Genomic DNA, 17,738 nt, shown 5'->3' with positions numbered 1-17,738 from the left:
AAGGAGGCAACCATATGTTTTTCCACATCAAGGAACTCCAATTTCGTGCAAAACCTGAAAAACCGGATCCGGTATACGCAAGAAAACTGCAGGAAGTGCTTGGCGGACAGTTCGGTGAAATGTCCGTTATGATGCAGTATTTGTTCCAGGGCTTTAACTGCCGTGCAGAGCAGAAATACCGTGATATGCTTCTCGATATAGGGACCGAGGAAATCGGTCACGTTGAAATGTTGTGTACAATGATTGCCCAGCTTCTGGATGGGGCGCCTGTTGATCAGGTAGACGAAGCAGCCAAGGATCCGCTGATCGCTTCCGTTCTGGGCGGTATGAATCCGCAGCATGCAATTGTATCCGGTCTCGGAGCCGTACCTACGGACAGTAACGGCTTTCCGTGGAACAGCCGCTACATTGTCTCCAGCGGACATTTACTGGCAGACTTCCGTGCCAATCTGAATGCTGAATCTCAAGGACTGCTTCAGGTGGTTCGCTTATATGAGCAAACAACAGATCCCGGGGTACGTGAAATGTTACATTTCATGATCTCCCGGGATATTATGCACCAGAACCAGTGGCTCGCAGCCATCGAGGAAATAGAAGCGATTGATGGTCCAATCGCACCTGCTTCATTCCCGCGCGAATTAACAGTGGAACCGGCGACACGTCAATTCATGAATTTCTCGGCTGGTGAGGAGAGCAGCATGGGAGCCTGGGCTAACGGGCCGCTGCCTGATGGTACGGGGAATTTCGAATACGTTCCAAAACCACAGGCGATGGGCGGTATTCCGGTGCTGAACCCTCCGGCGGATCATCAGCATTCCATACCGGGTACGGGACCGTATGTAGTAAATAAAGGGCAATTATAAACTAAACACGAAAGACAGTTTATCTTAATTAATTAAAAGCGGCCTTGGTCCTGAACCATAGAGGACTAAGGTCTTTTATTATAACCAGCGAAGAATATGGGTAACCCAGCAAATAGAACAACGTTCCATTTGCCGGGCTTCCCTACTAAGAACGGCTGTTAGAAATCGTAATCAATAGAATGGATTACTTCAGATGTTGATAGGCCTCAGCAACACCGGCAGCAAAACTTAATGGATCTCCAATGAAATAATAATGGGCATAAAGAAGCGGCGGACGATCCATTAACCAGTGGTTATGTAACCCGCTGACCACAATACCATACTTTTGCAGTGTGGATGTGAATTCAAAAACTTCTTCTTCCAGCAAGGCGGTTTCCCCTAATACTAATGCTTTCCCTGAAGGGTCAAGACTTTCAAAAGACCATAAGGAATGCATAACTCTTCCTGAAGGTCTGCCCGCAATGGTTACTGGAATGTGGTGACGATTCTTTTCAACAATGCATGCTCCGTGCTTCACTGACATTTCACCGCCAAGAATACCTGCAAAGCTGCTGCAAAGGTTTTGAATATCAGACAACTGTATCATCTCCTGGGCTTTTTTCTAGTGTATGCGCAGGAATAAGCAGAAGTGCAGTATAGTAATTTTTTGTTTAGTAATTCTCTCTTGGTTTCATTTTACAAGGTTATATTAATCTTAATGCAATAGCATGGCATTGACAGGAATGATACTTCCCACTTCAGTGATTCTGTGACAGATTTCCGCACATTCTCTACAGGTTTGAGCACAACTCTGGTAGCATGTGCCTGTAAGCTGCTCACAAGCTGTTGCACATTCAGAACTAATGTCGGCGCAGAGTTGGCAAATCGCTTTAGAAAAGCCGCTGTTTCTAATCAAATAACGTATTGATATATTATAAAAATCTATGCAATCGCTCAAAGCCTCGATCATTTTCATCCTGGATTGGGCATCTGTATCCGCTTCCTCCAAACAAAAAACTAAGCATTCTTCACAAGCAAGTGCACATTTCCGGCAAGCGTCAATAATATTCAACATCATCCATCACCTTTCTGCAAAACTAAGCCCCTCTCCATATAAATATAGAGAGGGACGTTGTTATCAGAATTTAAAGACGAAGACTATTAATCATGGATTCAAAGCTGCTACCGGTCATATGAGGATTTTGCAAGCGGATTTTATGATATTCTCCTATGATTTGTCCATGAAGCGGATGATCTGCCGGTATCATCAACATCGTAGAAATAACTTCACTGAGCCCAAATTTCCGGATTGCTTCCTGAAGCTGCAGAGCCTCTTCATCATTTCTGTAGTCAAAAAACAGTGCTGAAGCGATAGCGCGAACAAGATAATTAACTTCTAATCCATATTTAAAGGCGAGCATGGCAGGCTGAATTAACCGTTCAGTAGGAGAAAGTTTTCGTAGCGGGGAACGTGCAACCCTGGTGATGGAATCATTAAAATGGGGATTCTCGAACCTTTTCATCATTTTGTTTATATATTTATGATGCGCTGCAGGATCAAACCCATATAAATGTACAAGTAATGCCCCGGTTTCTTGAAGAACGCCTCGTACACGGGATCGGATTCCAGGATCGGACATTGCCTCCTGAATACTGCTATATCCCTCCAGATAACCGAAATAAGCTGCGCAGCAGTGCCCTGTATTTACGGTATATAGCTTTCGCTCAAGGTACGGATCTAAAGAATTGACATAGTGAGCACCTTGGATTTCGTTATATCCACTCATTATCTCACTGCGGGGAATAACCCATTCTTTGTAAGGCTCAACAAGGATTTCAAGCGAATCTTTATTTTTTTGCACAGGTACTATCCGATCCACCATAACATTGGGAAAAGCTATGCAGTGGTCTGCCTTTTCTCTGAAGGAGTGCTTCAGATGAAGATATACGGATTCCTTTAATCTCCTGCTGCTCTTAATCCCATTCTCGCAGGCAAACACATGAAGCGGTTTAGGATTATCGCTTTTAAGTCTGAGCTCTATTCCCCTGGCTATTGAACTGGCGATATCCTTGAGTGCCAATATTCCCACTGCCGTTGTTACAATTTCAGCCTCCGCTATAGCTTTTGCCACATCATCAGCTTCCCCTATATGAATCGCTGTTACATTACTCACTATAAAACTGTCCCGGTCCTCATTGGCCAAAGTCACTTGATATTGACCACGCTTCTGCAGTTGAGTGATTTGTTTCTTATTCCGTCCGACAAAACAAACCTTGTAGCCTGATTTCGACAGCATTGGACCAATAAACCCTCTGCCAATATTTCCAGCGCCAAAATGCACTGCTCTCAATAAGGCGTCCCCCTTGTATTAAGATTCGTTTCGGTTTCAGCGTTCTTTAACCAGTTTTCTGGAAGCAGCGACGGGTAAGGACATGATCAAAATCGAGGTGACTTAAGCTTTCTATGATGTGATGCGAGGGTTCAAACTCCAGGAAACTTGTAATATTATTGGGGATAACGACACAGTTCATCCCCGCTGCTGCGGCTGCCTTAGACCCATTCGGTGAATCTTCAATAGCCACAGCCTCATCAGGCATAATCCCCAGACAAGTTAAAGCCTGATTGTATAATTCAGGGTCCGGTTTCACATTTTCAACATGATCCGACGTCCGTATACACTCGAAATAATGCCGGATCCCCAATTGATCCAGATATTTCTCCACCCATTCCATAGATGAGCTGGACGCCAGCCCCATACGCAACCCAACTTCTTTGGCTGAATCCAAATAATACTGGATTCCCGGACGTATCGTCTCAAGCTCCATAAGTTTACTATGTCTCTGCTGAACAGCTCTTTTGAAATCCTCCTTGTCGATAGGAAGCTTCAAATCTGTCATAAGATATTCGTACGGATTAAAGGTGTTTAAACTGGTTCCGATACAGGTGGAGTACTGTTCAAGCGTCAATTCTACTCCATGCTCTTCGTAAGCCTCACTAAATGCCGTGTACCAAGCCGTTTCGGTGTCGATAATCGTTCCATCAAAATCAAATATGATACCCTTGATCAAACTCAATCATCTCCCTCAGTTTTAGTTGGTTGGGTTAGAATATCTTACGCAAAACAGGGGCGAAGTTCTACAAAAGGCCGGTTTTGCTGGCTTTTGCTTATAAAAACCATAACAAAGGATTTCCAAATACGTCAAGCGCGGCAGAAAGCTTTACATGATATGAAAGCGCTTGCAGTGATGTTAAATTGGCAGTCTACTGACGGAACGAACAAGCTGTTTCGGCATTCCCTTAACTGTCTCTGTAAGAACGTGAAACCCTTGGGACAGCAGGATTTACGCAATTACCGAACAGAAACGCAACTGCCTGGAATTATTTCTCTGTCCCAGGTGGACGAGAGTAACCAGAAAAAAATTTTTTGAGCTCAAAAAATAAGCGATTAAAAGGTGCGGGAATACTTTTGACATTTCAAAGCAACATGGGTATACTTTACCTACGCTTAATTTCCAGAATTTACAGCTGGAAAGCGGGGGAACCAGTCAATTGGGGCGAATCATTCAAATTAGAGTGTAGGGTACCATCTTACCCGAGTCCGTCAGCTAACCTCGTCAGTAGTGGATGGGTCTGCTTTTTTGTAACTTACATCACAGAGACCCTTTTCTAAGGGTCTCTTTTTGTGCTGTTTTGACCCTGCTGGCAGCAGTTAGGCTATTGATACCAAGGCTCCCTCCTTCTCACACAAATGAGATTAAAGGAGAGATTTATTTGGAAAAGGTAAGGTACATAACGGATATCAATAAGATTGAGATGATCTCTGGGCCGGAAAAGGAGAGACTTAAGGTAGTCACGGACAAATTTGTATTTCGAGTGAATGATTACTATCTTTCACTGATTGATTGGGACAATCCGGAAGACCCTATTCGAAAGCTCGTGATTCCGGGTGAAGGTGAACTAACGGAGTACGGGCGCTGGGACGCCTCAGATGAGGATACAAATTATGTTGTGCCCGGATGCCAGCATAAATACAAGACCACAGCTCTCCTAATCGTATCCGAAGTCTGCGGGGCTTACTGCCGGTATTGCTTCCGTAAGCGTTTATTCCGTAATGATGTCAAAGAAGCAGTGTCCGATGTTTCGCCAGGTCTGGAGTATATCGCTAACCATCCGGAGATAAACAATGTGCTTCTTACCGGCGGAGACAGTTTAATCCTCTCCACCCCCAAACTTCGTTCAATCATTGAGAGATTAAGAGCCATTGATCATGTAAAAATTATCCGTCTCGGTTCCAAAATCCCCGTATATAATCCAATGCGTATATCCGAGGACAATGAACTGCTCGAGCTAATCCGGTCCCACTCCACCAAAGACAGACGGATATATGTGATGGCTCATATTAATCACCCCCGGGAAATTACAGAAGAAGCAAAAAGAGCCTTTTCAGCCCTCCATAATGCTGGCGCAATTGTCGTCAATCAGACACCGATCCTTAAAGGCATTAATGATAATCCTGTTGTTTTGGGAGAACTCCTGGACCGGCTTTCCTGGGCAGGTGTTACCCCTTATTACTTTTTTATTAACCGTCCGGTCGCCGGCAACCGGGAATTTGTACTGCCGCTTGCCCGTGTTTATCAAATTGTAGAAGAAGCTAAGGCAAGAACCTCTGGACTAGGTAAAAGAGTACGGTTATCTATGAGCCATTCCTCCGGCAAAATAGAAATTCTGGCAATTGACCAGGGCAAGGCGTATCTCAAATACCATCAGTCAAGAGATCAAAAATACGGCAAGTTCATGATTCTGGATTGTCCCGATGATGCAGAATGGTTCGATGACCTTCCAGGAAATGAACAGCATTGGAGCAAACCAGCAAGAAAAAACGTGGAAAGTGTTATTACTGTCGCTTGTCAGAAACCGACCTAAAAACTGCCACTACTGCAGGGTTGAGTCCACCCCGCTCTCATGGTGGTCTTGAATCACTTCTTTGAATAGAGGGCCCTGTTCCTTCTTGTCTTGCGGCTTCAAGCCAAGCATACGTTCCAATTCCCCGATCGTCACTGGCTTGGCATGCCGCATCAGTTCGTATCCTAATTGGCCGTTGGGTTCAAGGGTAGCGGTTTTGACATCTTTGAAACTCGAAATCCCCTGCTCTCTAAGCCTTATTTCAAGTTGGTCTACTGACATGCGGATAGCGCGGAGATTATGTACATTTATTTGTCCGTTCTCAATAACGGTCTTTGATTTGCCGCTTAGTAATTTCTCAAGCCAATTATATTTTAATTGTAAATATTCAATCAGGAGTAATGACAAAATAAATACCGTGGCAGAGCCAACAGCTTTCCATAATTCATGATTCGCAATGGGTTGAACTATTGTAGTACCGATTGAGATCATAATTACTGTCGTGGCTATGCTCATTTGTGAAATTGATTTTCTGCCCGCAATTCTCAGAAGGATTATACCTACTACCACTAGAAAAGCCGATTTCCATATCCAATCCAGATCCATCACATAGTCCTCCTGTAATGCCGATTTTCATCTAGTATGTTAGGCATATAAGTTTCCTATTCATATTTCTTCCTATAAATTTCCCTGAGCCGCTCTGTTTTTCCCCTTTGGAGGGGGCGGCTCTTTGTGCTGGACAATCTGTTGAGGAATAAATTTAATCATTTTGAACAAATTATCCATATCATTTATCTTGGAATGGAGTGATTAGCAGATGCTTGGCCGGTGGTTTAAAAGGGTTTTTTCACAGCAAAAACAGCAGAGTCAGAAGATCGAAAAATCCAAGAAGCAGCCGGAGGTTCATTCTATTAATCCCTCTTTAGCTCATACGCTCCTCTTACTTAAAGATCAATTCGGCCAAAGTCCTGACTTTACCGTCCGTACCCTATCCGGGCAACCGGCAGACCCATCCGGGATGGCGGTCTGTTACTTCGAAGGATTAATTGATCAGAAATTATTGACAAGCTTATTCGAAGGTTTAATCCGTGAAGATTCTGACCACACTCAAAGCAAAACTAACCCTAATCAGATCGCTTCCCGTTTACTGGAAAAGCTTCCTTCCGGAAACATTCAAATCATCCGTACGGAAGATCAGCTCTTTACCGAAGTCCTTTCCGGCAGCGCAGTGATTATTATGAATAATTGTCCGTTTTCGCTAGCCGTTATGATCTCTGGAGGGGCCAGACGCAGCGTGGAAGAACCCTCATCCCAAACCGTAGTCAGGGGCCCAAAAGAAGGGTTCACCGAAGATATCACAACTAACATAGCATTAGTCCGGAGAAAAATTAGATCCCCTAAGCTTAAATTCGAAACTCACGATATCGGTCAATTAACTCATACCACAGTAGTTTTAGCCTATATTCAGGATGTTGCTAACCCGGATGTTGTGGAAGAAATCACTCAAAGACTGAAGTCCATTGATACCGACAGCATACTTGAAAGCGGCTATATCGAAGAGTTTATCCAAGATGCACCCTTGTCTCCCTTTCCTATGATCATTGACACAGAACGGCCTGATACCGTTGCCGGGAGCCTCTTGGATGGCCAGGTTGCAGTACTCGTGGATGGTACACCCTTTGCTCTAATTGCACCAGTCACCTTTTTTAATTTTTTCCAAACACCTGAAGATTACTATCAGCGGTACGATATATCAACTTTTCTGCGTTGTCTGCGGTTAGTGGCTTTCCTCGTTTCTCTGCTCCTTCCTTCTTTATATATTGCCCTGACTACATTCCAGCAGGAGATGATTCCTACTACGCTACTGATCTCACTTACAGCACAAAGGGAAGGAACGCCTTTTCCCGCTTTGGTAGAAACACTCCTTATGGAAGTTACATTTGAAGTGATTCGTGAAGCCGGGATAAGAATGCCAAGGGTCGTTGGCCCGGCGATATCGATTGTGGGTGCCCTGGTCATCGGACAAGCCGCGGTCGAAGCTGGACTTGTCTCCGCTGCGATTGTTATCGTGGTCTCTTTTACGGCTATCTCAAATTTTGTAATTCCTTATTTCAGTATGTCTTCAGCCATCCGGCTCCTTCGCTTTGTCCTCATGTTTCTGGCGGGTTTTCTTGGATTATTCGGAATTTTGGCAGGATTGATCCCTCTTTTAGCCCATCTGCTCTCACTGAAATCGTTTGGGATCGATTACTTAATGCCTTACAGTCCTTTTTTTAAATCAAATATGAAGGATTTAGTCATTCGGGCTCCATGGTGGGCAATGAAAACCAGACCTAATGTGAAATCCAGCAAAAATAGAATCAGACAAGCCCCTCACCAGTATCCAAAGGGGACCAGCAATAGACTGGACAATATGAAAGAGTCAGAACAATAAGAGGTGATCCAAATGCGTTGTTTTAGGTTTATTCTTCTGCTATCCATTCTTGTATTACTGGGCACTGGATGCGGAAACCGAACAGAGCTGAATGAACTAGGCATCACTGCGGCAACAGGTTTTGACGGTGGAACTGGAGATTGGACCGTTACCTTCCAAATTATTAACCCATCGGCACTCTCCAATAGCAGCGGGGCCTCAGGCGCCGGCGGTTCACAATCTCCGGTTCATACCTTCAGCACGCACGGTAAAACCATAAGAGAAGCTGTGTCTGTAAGTAATCTGGAGAATCCAAGAAGACTGTATTTCGCACACAACAATGTTGTGCTGATCGGTAAAAAAACTGCCGAGCAGGGGATTGAAGAAATATTGGATACTTACTACCGTAATCCGGATGCACGGGAAACGGTGAGGGTGGTTATCGTCGATGGGAAAGCACGGGATTTTTTGAAAAAGCTAAATCCGCCGGAAAAGATCCCCGGGCAGGCGCTTTCTGAAATTCTGCAAAAAAACACTCAATTCGCATCCTTTTACCCTTCCGTTACGATGCATGAGCTGGCACTAAAAATCACGTCAGACAGCGCCGCTGCCGGGGTTCCGACATTGGCAATAAAGGGAGAGGCTGATGTGAAAATGAATTCTACAGATATTTTCAATCAAACCTCAACAAAAGGTAAACTGAAAATATCCGGCTTATCCGTGTTCCGAAAATCCAAAATAATCGGCGAAATCCATCAGCAGGAAAGCTTAGGGATTGCTTGGCTAACCGATCAGATCAAATCAACAACATTAAGCACCCTGGATAGCCAGTCCAGGCAATCAGCAATTTTTATCCGGAAAGCCAAAGTCAAGGTAACCCCTGTACGAAATAATAATAATTTCACATTAATGGTAAATGCTAAAGTCAATGGCGAGCTGCTGGAAACACTCTCTAAAGAGGACGTAACATCCCTGCACGGACTGGAGAAATTACAAATCCAAGCGGAAGAGCTAATCGAGTCGCAAATGAGAGAGGGCTGGAACACTGTTCAACGTATGAAAATTGACCTTATAGGGGTCGCTGACAAAATACACAGGAAATACCCAAAAGAATGGGCAAAGATAAAGAACTCCTGGCCCGGGGAGCTGGCTGATATGAATATAGAAATTAATGTGGATGTCAATATAAAACGGGTAGGCCTTCTGCAAAACTCTTTTGTAGATTTACTGAAGTCTGAATAATCTAGGTTATCCAATATAGGGGGTTGAGTAAAATTATGGGGAAGCATACCCTACGTGTATCAGAATTGGTGATATGTTTGTCCCTATTCGAGATAGGAAGTACGACTTTATTCTTTATGGGCAGTGAAGCAAAGCAGGATGCCTGGCTGGCAATGCTCATCGGGGCCTTAGCCGGTCTAATCCTGCTTATTCTTCATTTGTCCATATACAGACAGGAGCCGAATCTGGATTTGTTCCAGCTTTTCCGGAGATATACGGGGAAGTACATGGGTTCCCTTCTAAATTTCATGTTTGTAGCTTACTTCGCTTATGAGACCTCAAGGAATCTTCGTGATTTAGGAGAGGTTACTTTGCTGACCCTGCTAACCCGGACTCCATTATGGATTGTTTCCTTAATTGCTATCCTTGTGGTGGCAAATACGGTGCGTTACGGATATAAGGTGTTCTTTTTGATATGTGTGATTCTGTTCCCTGGTATGGTGGTTGGGTATACAATAATCAGTATTTTATTTCCGGCTACCGGCCTCCTTCATTTGGAGTTTTTCCTCCCGATTCTGGAAAACGGCTGGATGCCGGTGTTTAAAGCCGCTATACCGGAGATTGTATCTTTCCCCTTTGGACAAGTTGTTTTATTTCTTGTCTTTTATCCGCATGCGCGGAGAGCAAAAAATTTACCCAAAGCCGTAATAACGGTTTATCTCCTTACTGCACTAGCACTGACCTTCCTGAATCAATTAATCGTGCTGGTAATGGGCCATAAATTAGCAGCATTCAGTACGCTTCCATTGCTCGAATCCGTGCAATTAATTAGGCTAACAGAGGTATTTGAACGTACGGATGCTCTTTTTATCTTACTGTTTTTTCTGGGTTTAGGCATTAAAATGGCCGCGTTTTTCACGGGTGCAGTCATCGGACTCGAAAGAATCACTGGGGTTTCTTTTAAAACGTGGGTTTTCCCTATGAGTGCTGTCATCTATGGAGTTTCATTTTTATCTCCCAATTACACCCACCACATTATCGTAGGACGTGATATAACCTTGAATACGTCCTCACCTTTTTTTCAAATATTCCTGCCGCTAGTACTTTTTATCATGATGAAAATAAAACGGGCCCCGGACAATGCAGCATGAAAACACCTGCCGCTTTCTCACAGGGCAGGTGTCAGGGTTACATTCTCTTTGCCTGAGTCAATTTCAGCTTCTTCACCAGCGGTTTGATGGATAACCCCTGAACAAGCAGCGAAAACAGAACAATACTGAAGGTTAAGACCAGAATATCCTCCCGGCCTTCAAAAGATACAGGCAGACTTAAGGCGAGCGCAATAGAGAGGCTTCCCTTCAGCCCTCCCCAGTTCAATACCATCTTCCAGGATGCCGGGAAATTCTTCAGAAACATTAGACTTGCATAGAGGGCAATCGTTCGCCCTGCCAGTACGATTAAGATCGAAGCCGCTATAAGCAGCCATTTATCCGTAAAATCAATATTTCTAATTTCCAGTCCAATCATCAGGAAGATCAACGAGTTCGCCACTAAGGTGATTACATCCCAAAACGAATTAATGTTAACCTTGGTAGTCTCTGACATTCCGATCCGCGCACCGTAATTCCCGAAGATCAGCCCGCTTACCGCAACAGCAATAACCCCGGATACATGAAAGTGCTCCGCTATAAAATAGCTCCCGAAAAACAGCAGCATCGAGAATCCAATCTCGAGCGGAAAATCATCATATAGCCGAATAAGCTGAGAAAATAAGTAGCCCATTATGGCTCCAATCAGGATTCCTCCTAGTGCAAATTTCAAAAATAACAGAATTCCGCTGCCGATTCCTGCCCATCCCATTTCCATATAGGATAACAGGTACACCGATGAGATCTGGAACAGTACAACAGCAATTCCGTCATTAAAAAGTGACTCGCCTTCAATAATGGTTACTATATTCTTCGGAACGCCCAGGGATTTAAAAATGGAAATCACACTGATGGGATCTGTAGCGCTCATCAGGGCCGCAAAAGTAAAGGAAACAATCAGCGGCAGGCCCAATCCCCAATAAACAACCAAACCAATGAGGAGAAAGGACAATAACGTTCCGCCGAAGGCCAAAGCCAGTACCGGCTTCTGCTGCTCCCGCAGGTGAGAGAAAGGAAGCTTCAGAGTGGCATCACCCAGGAGGATCGGCAGAAACAACGAGATGATGATGGCCTGGAATACATGCGATTGGGTGATAAAAGCTTCCGCTTCAACCAATAGGGGAACATGAATAAAACCCAGTAAGACTCCTACCACGACGAGCGCGATGGAATAGGGCTGATTCACTTTTTTGGCAATGGCAATGACCCCCATAGATATGGCAAGCAAAATCAAGATCTGAATAAAAATATCATTAAACTGATGCATACGACACCTCATGTACATTATTTTTATAATCATTTTGGATCAAGCCGTTCAATCTGCCCGCTTCTCAAAAACTTTGACCAGCATAAACAGAAGCGCCAAATGATAGGTAAGGCCAATACCGAAGTCAATACTAACCCTAATCAGGCTAGCCGCTTCAATACCAAAGTATACCTTGGCAATCCAATAAGAAGGGAGCCAAGTCCCTAAGAGCTGCCATACACCTGGAACAAAATAAACGACAATCGTACCTGCGATGAACAAGCCGCTGATCTTGGATAAGGCCAAGCCTTCAACTTTATTGGCCGCAAATGCAGCAAGAAACAAAGTAAAACATGGTGCTTCCAAAGCCAACAGTATAAGTACTGCCAAATTACCCCATTGCAATTCTAACAGCCCGGAGAATACCAAGTAAATGCCTGAGAGCGAAACCGCAAGCCCCATTGGCAGAATCAATCGGTACAGCATATAGCCTCTGCGCATGAACGGCGTTACAGCGTAATAGGAGATCAGCCCTTCATCCCGTTCGTCAAGCATTAACAGTCCTGTCATCGTTCCAATCAGCATGGGAATGGTAATAGCTAGAGTAATTCCCGTAAAGCTGCTATAGGCGTATAAATCGAATGACGAACTCCTGCTAAGCCCCTCTGCTGCAGCCGGAAAGCCAAACCGGGAAACGACAAGCAGGGCTATGGGTCCAAAAAAACCAACCATTAGCACCGGATCCCGTACCGCATGACGGAGATCATGAACAAGAAGGTAGCGATATTTATTCATCTCCCTCTCCCCCCTGCCAACAATCATCAAGACATGATATTCATAAGAGCATTTGGCCCAAATATAGACCGCAATGTTCCAAATCATGAGGATACTTATGGAATATAAATAATTACCCCCAGATACAGAATGGAAGCCGCCTTGCAGCATTTTCAAGGTTCCTTCGCTCGGCAGCAGCAGATAAATCCTTGAATCCCATACGTTGAAATAACCAAGCAGCGGCAGTACAAAGGGTAATGCATAAACTTGGGACAGCAGAATAAAGCTATTGACGGTCTGACAGCGGGCCACCACACCAATCGATAGCAGCGTCATAAAGCTGGATGTCAGTAGTACTCCAAGTGAGAAAGCCACCGGGGATACTGGCATACCGTTTGCAATACCATGCACTGCCCATGCAGCCAGCAACGATAAAACGGATAATGAGCATGCTTTTGCAAGTAAGTATTCCCGTATACGGATAGGTGTTACAAATAAAGGGTCAAGAATTCCTTGATCTCTCTCGAGCAGTACAATTCCTCCAGCCAGAATAAGTCCAAGCGCGCTGGGGTCGCTAAATGTTAACAGAACCGTTGTTTTCTCCTGGTACAACTCAGGGATAAAATGCAGCAGTGCCACATAAAAAGCACAAACTATAATGTAAACCCCATAAAATCCGTGCCGCCATTGGAACCGGATATCAAATGCCACAGCAGACCTCATTCTCACGCCAGTGACCTCCCTGTAACCTTGATGAATATCTGCTCCAAAGAGGATTCAAGCGAATGAATGGTTTCAATAGGGTGCTCCCTGATCAGCTGCAGAAATTGCTGATTCTCTCCAATCCCGTCAAGAGAAAACTCAGCCTGCTGTAATTCATGATGAAGGCGGTATTCCAGTAATACCCGTTTATTTCCATTAAGCAATTTAAGTTCCCGGGGAGAATTGATAAGTTTTATTTGACCGTCAATAATAAAAGCAACACGATCACAAAGTTCCTCGGCAGCCTGCATATTGTGCGTGGTAATAATAACGGTTGTGCCTTTGGATTTCTTATCCAGGATCAAATCCTTCATTCGCTTCGCATTGACCGGATCCAGCCCCGAAGTCGGTTCGTCGAGGAACAGAATTTGCGGATGATTCAAAAGCGCTCTGCAGAAGTTCAACCTCATCTTCATCCCCTTGGACAATTGTGCAACCTTCATATTCGCAGCATCGGCTAAATCCACCAGTTTCAGAAGACTTAATGGATCTTCTGTTGCTCCTGCGTATAGGGAACGAAAGAGCTTCAGGTTCTCCAATGCCGTAAACTTGGTGTAGAAGTTGGGGAATTCAAACGCAACGCCAATCTGCTCGAAATACTCAGGTCCAGTATCTTTAATTTCTGTGCCCATTACTTTCACACTGCCCAGATAGTTTTTGAGGACTCCGATCAGTATCTTTTGCGTTGTGCTTTTGCCGGCCCCCGATGGACCCAGAAACCCAAATATTTCTCCCTTAGGTATCGTGAAATCAAGACCGCGAAGTGCAGCTTCCTTTGTATTGGGGTAAGTAAAATGTAGATTCTTTACTTCAATCATGACTTCATCCCCTTATTCATTTAGTGCTCGGACAAAATGCTAGCCGATCAGAAGCTTATCCTCGGGATAGCGATACTTTTGCTTGACGCTTTTTTGTGCCAGAGCAAAAGCCAAGGTTAAGGGTCCTAGTCTTCCGATATACATTGTAACTATGATAATCCCTTTGCCCATTGATGATAGTTCTGGCGTTATCCCCATAGACATCCCTACTGTTCCGAAGGCGGAGGTTGCTTCGAAGAGAAGTGCGAGAAAATCCTTTTGATGAGGATATTCTGTAATCGTTAAAAGAAAGGCAACTCCGAGAACCACCCCCATAGAAATGGTCATCACCGCGAGTGACCTGAAAATAATCTCTTGAGAGATCCGCTTTTTAAGAAGCTGGACGTCAGCCTTCCCTTTAACCGTTGCAATAATACTTAACATAATCACAGCGAAAGTAGTTGTTTTTATCCCCCCTCCTGTCGATCCGGATGAAGCGCCAATAAACATCAGGAAGATCATGAAAAACTGGGAAGCCGGCAGCATCGCAGCAATATCAATGGAGTTAAAACCAGCCGTCCGCGTTACTACACCTTGGAAATATCCTGCCCAGATTCGTTCGCTCCAGGAGAGAGTACTAAAGGTCTTGGTATTAAAGAGTTCAATCGTAAATATCACCAGAAATCCGGCCATACACAGAAATCCGGAAGTGAGCAGAACAATTTTAGTGTGAAAGGACAGATCCCTCCACCTTCTTTTCCGGTACAAATCCAAAATCACTGTAAACCCGATCCCTCCGATGATAAATAAACATGAGATGACGATATTAATTAACGGGTCACCGACATAACGGCTCAGACTGTCCGGCCACAACGAAAAACCAGCGTTATTGAAGGCAGAGACGGAATGGAATATTCCATAGTAAATAGATCTTTCCACCCCCATTTCATTTGCCCACCGGAGAGTTAATAATAATGCTCCTATAGTCTCGACGATAAAAGAAATGAGGAAGATGCTGAGTGATAAACGGACAACACCTTGAGTTGTCACAGAGTTGGCGGATTGTTGGATAAGCAGACGATCTTTTAATCCGATCTTTTTCCCCATAACCACAGCTATTAGGACCCCAAAGGTCATAAACCCCAAACCGCCAATTTGAATAAGCAGTAAGATTATGATTTGTCCGAAGTGTGAAAAGTCCATCCCTGTATCGAGTACCACTAGACCCGTCACGCAGACAGCTGAAGTTGAGGTAAACAATGCGTTCAGCCAGCCTACACTACTACCTGTGGATGAAGATAGCGGTAAGGATAGCAGCACAGCTCCAAGTAATATGGGTGCAGCAAAACCGAGCAGAATAATCCTGGAAGAAGTCAGTTTGAGTTTCTGGAAGAACAAGATTTTATCAAATAACATATTAGAGGCTCCTGTTACAATCAAATTTTTACACCAGTCCTTGAAAAAACACAAAAAGAGCCCGCTAGTGGCAGGCTCCTCCGGATACAACAATATACAATTAGTACCATTATAGGGTTCGCTAAAGCAATTGTAAAGAGAATTCGTTTATTCAGAGGATCCGTCTCTTCACCTCATCAATAAACAACTCTGCAGCCGTTTCTACAGTATAAGGAAAGACGCTCTGTGTCGTATGCAAATAAAGCACACCATGCATCACCCTTCTACTTGCCGGATGCTGCCTGCCGGAAACATTGCTGGTCTTGTAAATAATCAAGCACTAGCCGGTTAAAATGCTGCGGCTGGCATAGGTGGCTGGGGTACATGGCATCATCAAGTATCGCTAAACGAGCAAGCGGATATTGAGCCACCGTTTTTTTTGCCTGCTCCAGAACCCTTTCATTCAGATTCCCTGTTACACAAAGAACGGGAATTTGCAGCCCCGCTGCGAACCCGAAGGAGTCTGCCTGTCTTAGCGCCAGTCGCTGCTTGATTAATTCTGTTGTCCGTTCCTGCAAAAGCTCTCTTCTCAGAATATGGTAGGCCGAGAGCCACTTGTTGTATGTGATACGTAAAGATCGCATAAACATTTCCGCAGGGAGATAGTGGGCTGCCAAAGCGCATATTTCAAAGATCCCCATCGCTCTTCCGGCTAAAGCTGCGTCACCACCATGAAAGTAACTGTCTACGAATACCATATTTATTACCCGTTCAGGGTACAGATATGCAAATTTCCGGGCAATCATGGCCCCACTGGAACAAGCTACAATTACAGCCCGGACCACATCCAGTTCGTCCAATAGCCCCTTTAAATCTTCACATTGTGTGTCTATGATCCGGCTAATTTCTACGTTCATTTTCCCCGATCTTCCATTTCCTCTTAGGTCAAAGACGATCACCTTAGCCCGCTTGCTGAAATAATCCGCTTGAGGTTCAAATATTTGATGGGAGGTTGAATGATCATGAATAAAAACAATAGGTAGACCACTGCCGGACATTTCGTAATACAGTGTGGTTTCATTGACTTCAATATGCGTCATTACATGTGCCCCTCTCTTGGACGCTTACGGGGTTAGCTGCCGGATTCGGGCTAGAGAGCTGCCCTACTCGATCTCTCGAGATTCACCCCGGGATCATTGGTTCCCCCGCTTCCTGGACGGAATTAAGCGGTTCATCAGAATGAGTAAATTTATTCCAGTTAAAAACACAAAAAGAGCCCGCTGTTGGCAGGCTCCTCCGGATATAGCAATATAAAATTAATCCAATTATATAGTTCGCCCTGATCATTGTAAAGGAAATCTCCATACTTTCCACACACTTTCCCCCTATACTAACTTTGTAGTAACAATATTAGATGGGGGAAATAAACGAATGAATATGACGCATTACATGTCCCTTTTGATGGACAACCAGCCATGGAATCTGATCATTTTTATGGCAATCCCGGTCATTTTTGCTGAGACCATTACGGTGACCGAGTTTTTTATTCTTTTCAACAAAAATGTCAAAGGCAGCCTAAGAGCTTTTAACCGGATCTGCAGCATTTTGGCCGGTCTGTACTTTACAGGAGTATTCCTATATCTGTTCCCGACCGCTTTTGTCCCTCTGACTGTAAATGGGGAATGGCATACCTGGGTAGATGTAGTCGCGGTAGGATTCTATTTGAGCGGTGTAATCTTCCTACTGCCTCTTGCCCTGCTGGACCTTGGCCTTATTGGACGTAAGCGTACGGAGGAAGAAAAGCTGAAACTCCACTTTATTCTTGTCAGCGGATTCCTGGTCGTTGCACACATCGCAATGATCTTCGGAATGGTTAATCCCGAGATTGTAAGCAGTATGGGCGGCATGAGTGGAATGACTCATTAATAGTAAGATGAAAGACTCCGGAGATCATCTCCGGAGTCTTTTTTCGAGTAATCCCGCCTATCTCCTACCTTTAAACAGCTCTATTCTTTAAATCTTGCACTTCCTTTTGCAACAACTCATTTTGTGCTTTTAACTGCAATAATTCTTGCTCCACCACACCGGCGGATAGCTGTTTCTTATGCGGACCATGGCCGTGTCCACCACGCATACCAAACATCATAAATATCATCATTAACGGACATACCAGCACAGCTAACCAAGACCAATCCATATCATTACCTCCACAAAATAAGATTTGTTATATTTTCATT

Annotated in this window: 17 protein-coding genes and 2 riboswitches; of the genes, 6 read left to right on the top strand and 11 right to left on the bottom strand. The window is 44.3% G+C overall.

Annotation, left to right across the window (positions count from 1 at the left end; all coding sequences use genetic code 11):
* Window positions 1-14 precede the first annotated feature (14 nt).
* On the top strand, window positions 15-863 hold the full coding sequence (locus tag JRJ22_RS08725) for a manganese catalase (RefSeq protein ID WP_206104100.1): 849 nt from the start codon (window positions 15-17) through the stop codon (window positions 861-863).
* A 184-nt stretch (window positions 864-1,047) separates the two neighbouring features.
* Here the strand turns inward: JRJ22_RS08725 and JRJ22_RS08720 are convergent, their stop codons facing one another.
* The 4 genes from JRJ22_RS08720 to JRJ22_RS08705 all read right to left on the bottom strand — a co-directional run bounded on the left by JRJ22_RS08720 (window position 1,048) and on the right by JRJ22_RS08705 (window position 3,911).
* Window positions 1,048-1,440 carry a DUF1259 domain-containing protein gene (locus JRJ22_RS08720; protein ID WP_232381080.1) on the bottom strand — a complete coding sequence of 131 codons (393 nt, stop codon included), beginning with the start codon at window positions 1,438-1,440 and terminating at the stop codon, window positions 1,048-1,050.
* A gap of 117 nt (window positions 1,441-1,557) precedes the next feature.
* A complete protein-coding gene (locus JRJ22_RS29705) occupies window positions 1,558-1,812 on the bottom strand; it encodes a four-helix bundle copper-binding protein (RefSeq protein ID WP_408637888.1) in 255 nt (84 codons plus the stop codon).
* Between the two features lie 175 nt (window positions 1,813-1,987).
* Complete coding sequence (locus JRJ22_RS08710; RefSeq protein ID WP_332461394.1) at window positions 1,988-3,184, bottom strand: mannitol-1-phosphate 5-dehydrogenase; 1,197 nt, start codon at window positions 3,182-3,184, stop codon at window positions 1,988-1,990.
* Between the two features lie 55 nt (window positions 3,185-3,239).
* Window positions 3,240-3,911, bottom strand: coding sequence for an HAD family hydrolase (locus tag JRJ22_RS08705; protein ID WP_206104096.1), 672 nt, complete (start codon window positions 3,909-3,911; stop codon window positions 3,240-3,242).
* Window positions 3,912-4,335: 424 nt separating this feature from the next.
* A riboswitch (cyclic di-AMP (ydaO/yuaA leader) is annotated at window positions 4,336-4,478 on the top strand.
* A gap of 136 nt (window positions 4,479-4,614) precedes the next feature.
* Between JRJ22_RS08705 and JRJ22_RS08700 the strand changes: the two genes are divergently transcribed.
* On the top strand, window positions 4,615-5,766 hold the full coding sequence (locus tag JRJ22_RS08700) for a KamA family radical SAM protein (protein ID WP_206104095.1): 1,152 nt from the start codon (window positions 4,615-4,617) through the stop codon (window positions 5,764-5,766).
* 9 nt (window positions 5,767-5,775) lie between these two features.
* Here the strand turns inward: JRJ22_RS08700 and JRJ22_RS08695 are convergent, their stop codons facing one another.
* Complete coding sequence (locus JRJ22_RS08695; RefSeq protein WP_206104094.1) at window positions 5,776-6,351, bottom strand: DUF421 domain-containing protein; 576 nt, start codon at window positions 6,349-6,351, stop codon at window positions 5,776-5,778.
* A gap of 211 nt (window positions 6,352-6,562) precedes the next feature.
* On the opposite strand from JRJ22_RS08695, the gene JRJ22_RS08690 reads away from it, so the two are divergent.
* The 3 genes from JRJ22_RS08690 to JRJ22_RS08680 are packed head-to-tail and all read left to right on the top strand — an operon-like array spanning window position 6,563 to window position 10,530.
* Entirely contained in the window at window positions 6,563-8,179 is a 1,617-nt protein-coding gene (locus tag JRJ22_RS08690) for a spore germination protein (RefSeq protein WP_206104093.1), read from the top strand.
* A gap of 12 nt (window positions 8,180-8,191) precedes the next feature.
* Window positions 8,192-9,400 carry a Ger(x)C family spore germination protein gene (locus JRJ22_RS08685; RefSeq protein ID WP_206105053.1) on the top strand — a complete coding sequence of 403 codons (1,209 nt, stop codon included), beginning with the start codon at window positions 8,192-8,194 and terminating at the stop codon, window positions 9,398-9,400.
* Between the two features lie 35 nt (window positions 9,401-9,435).
* On the top strand, window positions 9,436-10,530 hold the full coding sequence (locus tag JRJ22_RS08680; RefSeq protein ID WP_206104092.1) for a GerAB/ArcD/ProY family transporter: 1,095 nt from the start codon (window positions 9,436-9,438) through the stop codon (window positions 10,528-10,530).
* 37 nt (window positions 10,531-10,567) lie between these two features.
* Here the strand turns inward: JRJ22_RS08680 and JRJ22_RS08675 are convergent, their stop codons facing one another.
* From JRJ22_RS08675 to JRJ22_RS08655, 5 genes are all read right to left on the bottom strand, one after another.
* Entirely contained in the window at window positions 10,568-11,794 is a 1,227-nt protein-coding gene (locus JRJ22_RS08675) for a cation:proton antiporter (protein ID WP_206104091.1), read from the bottom strand.
* Between the two features lie 48 nt (window positions 11,795-11,842).
* Window positions 11,843-13,270 carry a fluoroquinolone export ABC transporter permease subunit gene (locus tag JRJ22_RS29200; RefSeq protein WP_456299722.1) on the bottom strand — a complete coding sequence of 476 codons (1,428 nt, stop codon included), beginning with the start codon at window positions 13,268-13,270 and terminating at the stop codon, window positions 11,843-11,845.
* A 2-nt stretch (window positions 13,271-13,272) separates the two neighbouring features.
* Window positions 13,273-14,127, bottom strand: coding sequence for an ABC transporter ATP-binding protein (locus JRJ22_RS08665; protein ID WP_206104090.1), 855 nt, complete (start codon window positions 14,125-14,127; stop codon window positions 13,273-13,275).
* Between the two features lie 39 nt (window positions 14,128-14,166).
* A complete protein-coding gene (locus tag JRJ22_RS08660; protein WP_206104089.1) occupies window positions 14,167-15,522 on the bottom strand; it encodes a TrkH family potassium uptake protein in 1,356 nt (451 codons plus the stop codon).
* 263 nt (window positions 15,523-15,785) lie between these two features.
* A complete protein-coding gene (locus tag JRJ22_RS08655; protein WP_206104088.1) occupies window positions 15,786-16,601 on the bottom strand; it encodes an alpha/beta fold hydrolase in 816 nt (271 codons plus the stop codon).
* A 6-nt stretch (window positions 16,602-16,607) separates the two neighbouring features.
* Window positions 16,608-16,740: riboswitch (cyclic di-AMP (ydaO/yuaA leader) on the bottom strand.
* A gap of 192 nt (window positions 16,741-16,932) precedes the next feature.
* Here JRJ22_RS08655 and JRJ22_RS08650 point away from each other — a divergent pair.
* Window positions 16,933-17,427, top strand: coding sequence for a DUF6803 family protein (locus tag JRJ22_RS08650; RefSeq protein ID WP_206104087.1), 495 nt, complete (start codon window positions 16,933-16,935; stop codon window positions 17,425-17,427).
* Between the two features lie 70 nt (window positions 17,428-17,497).
* Here JRJ22_RS08650 and JRJ22_RS08645 read toward each other — a convergent pair whose 3' ends face one another.
* Window positions 17,498-17,698, bottom strand: coding sequence for a DUF2933 domain-containing protein (locus tag JRJ22_RS08645; RefSeq protein ID WP_206104086.1), 201 nt, complete (start codon window positions 17,696-17,698; stop codon window positions 17,498-17,500).
* Window positions 17,699-17,738: the final 40 nt, after the last annotated feature.

The sequence above is a fragment of the Paenibacillus tianjinensis genome (assembly GCF_017086365.1).
GTDB lineage: Bacteria > Bacillota > Bacilli > Paenibacillales > Paenibacillaceae > Paenibacillus_AQ > Paenibacillus_AQ tianjinensis.
This window is presented reverse-complemented; position numbering and strand designations above follow the sequence as displayed.

Coding starts and splice junctions, on each gene's coding strand:
- JRJ22_RS08725 (WP_206104100.1), top strand. CDS start 15: ATGTTTTTCCACATCAAGGAACTCCAATTTCGTGCAAAACCTGAAAAA.
- JRJ22_RS29705 (WP_408637888.1), bottom strand. CDS start 1,812: ATGATCGAGGCTTTGAGCGATTGCATAGATTTTTATAATATATCAATA.
- JRJ22_RS08695 (WP_206104094.1), bottom strand. CDS start 6,351: ATGGATCTGGATTGGATATGGAAATCGGCTTTTCTAGTGGTAGTAGGT.
- JRJ22_RS08690 (WP_206104093.1), top strand. CDS start 6,563: ATGCTTGGCCGGTGGTTTAAAAGGGTTTTTTCACAGCAAAAACAGCAG.
- JRJ22_RS08685 (WP_206105053.1), top strand. CDS start 8,192: ATGCGTTGTTTTAGGTTTATTCTTCTGCTATCCATTCTTGTATTACTG.
- JRJ22_RS08680 (WP_206104092.1), top strand. CDS start 9,436: ATGGGGAAGCATACCCTACGTGTATCAGAATTGGTGATATGTTTGTCC.
- JRJ22_RS08675 (WP_206104091.1), bottom strand. CDS start 11,794: ATGCATCAGTTTAATGATATTTTTATTCAGATCTTGATTTTGCTTGCC.
- JRJ22_RS29200 (WP_456299722.1), bottom strand. CDS start 13,270: ATGAGGTCTGCTGTGGCATTTGATATCCGGTTCCAATGGCGGCACGGA.
- JRJ22_RS08665 (WP_206104090.1), bottom strand. CDS start 14,127: ATGATTGAAGTAAAGAATCTACATTTTACTTACCCCAATACAAAGGAA.
- JRJ22_RS08660 (WP_206104089.1), bottom strand. CDS start 15,522: ATGTTATTTGATAAAATCTTGTTCTTCCAGAAACTCAAACTGACTTCT.
- JRJ22_RS08655 (WP_206104088.1), bottom strand. CDS start 16,601: ATGACGCATATTGAAGTCAATGAAACCACACTGTATTACGAAATGTCC.
- JRJ22_RS08650 (WP_206104087.1), top strand. CDS start 16,933: ATGAATATGACGCATTACATGTCCCTTTTGATGGACAACCAGCCATGG.
- JRJ22_RS08645 (WP_206104086.1), bottom strand. CDS start 17,698: ATGGATTGGTCTTGGTTAGCTGTGCTGGTATGTCCGTTAATGATGATA.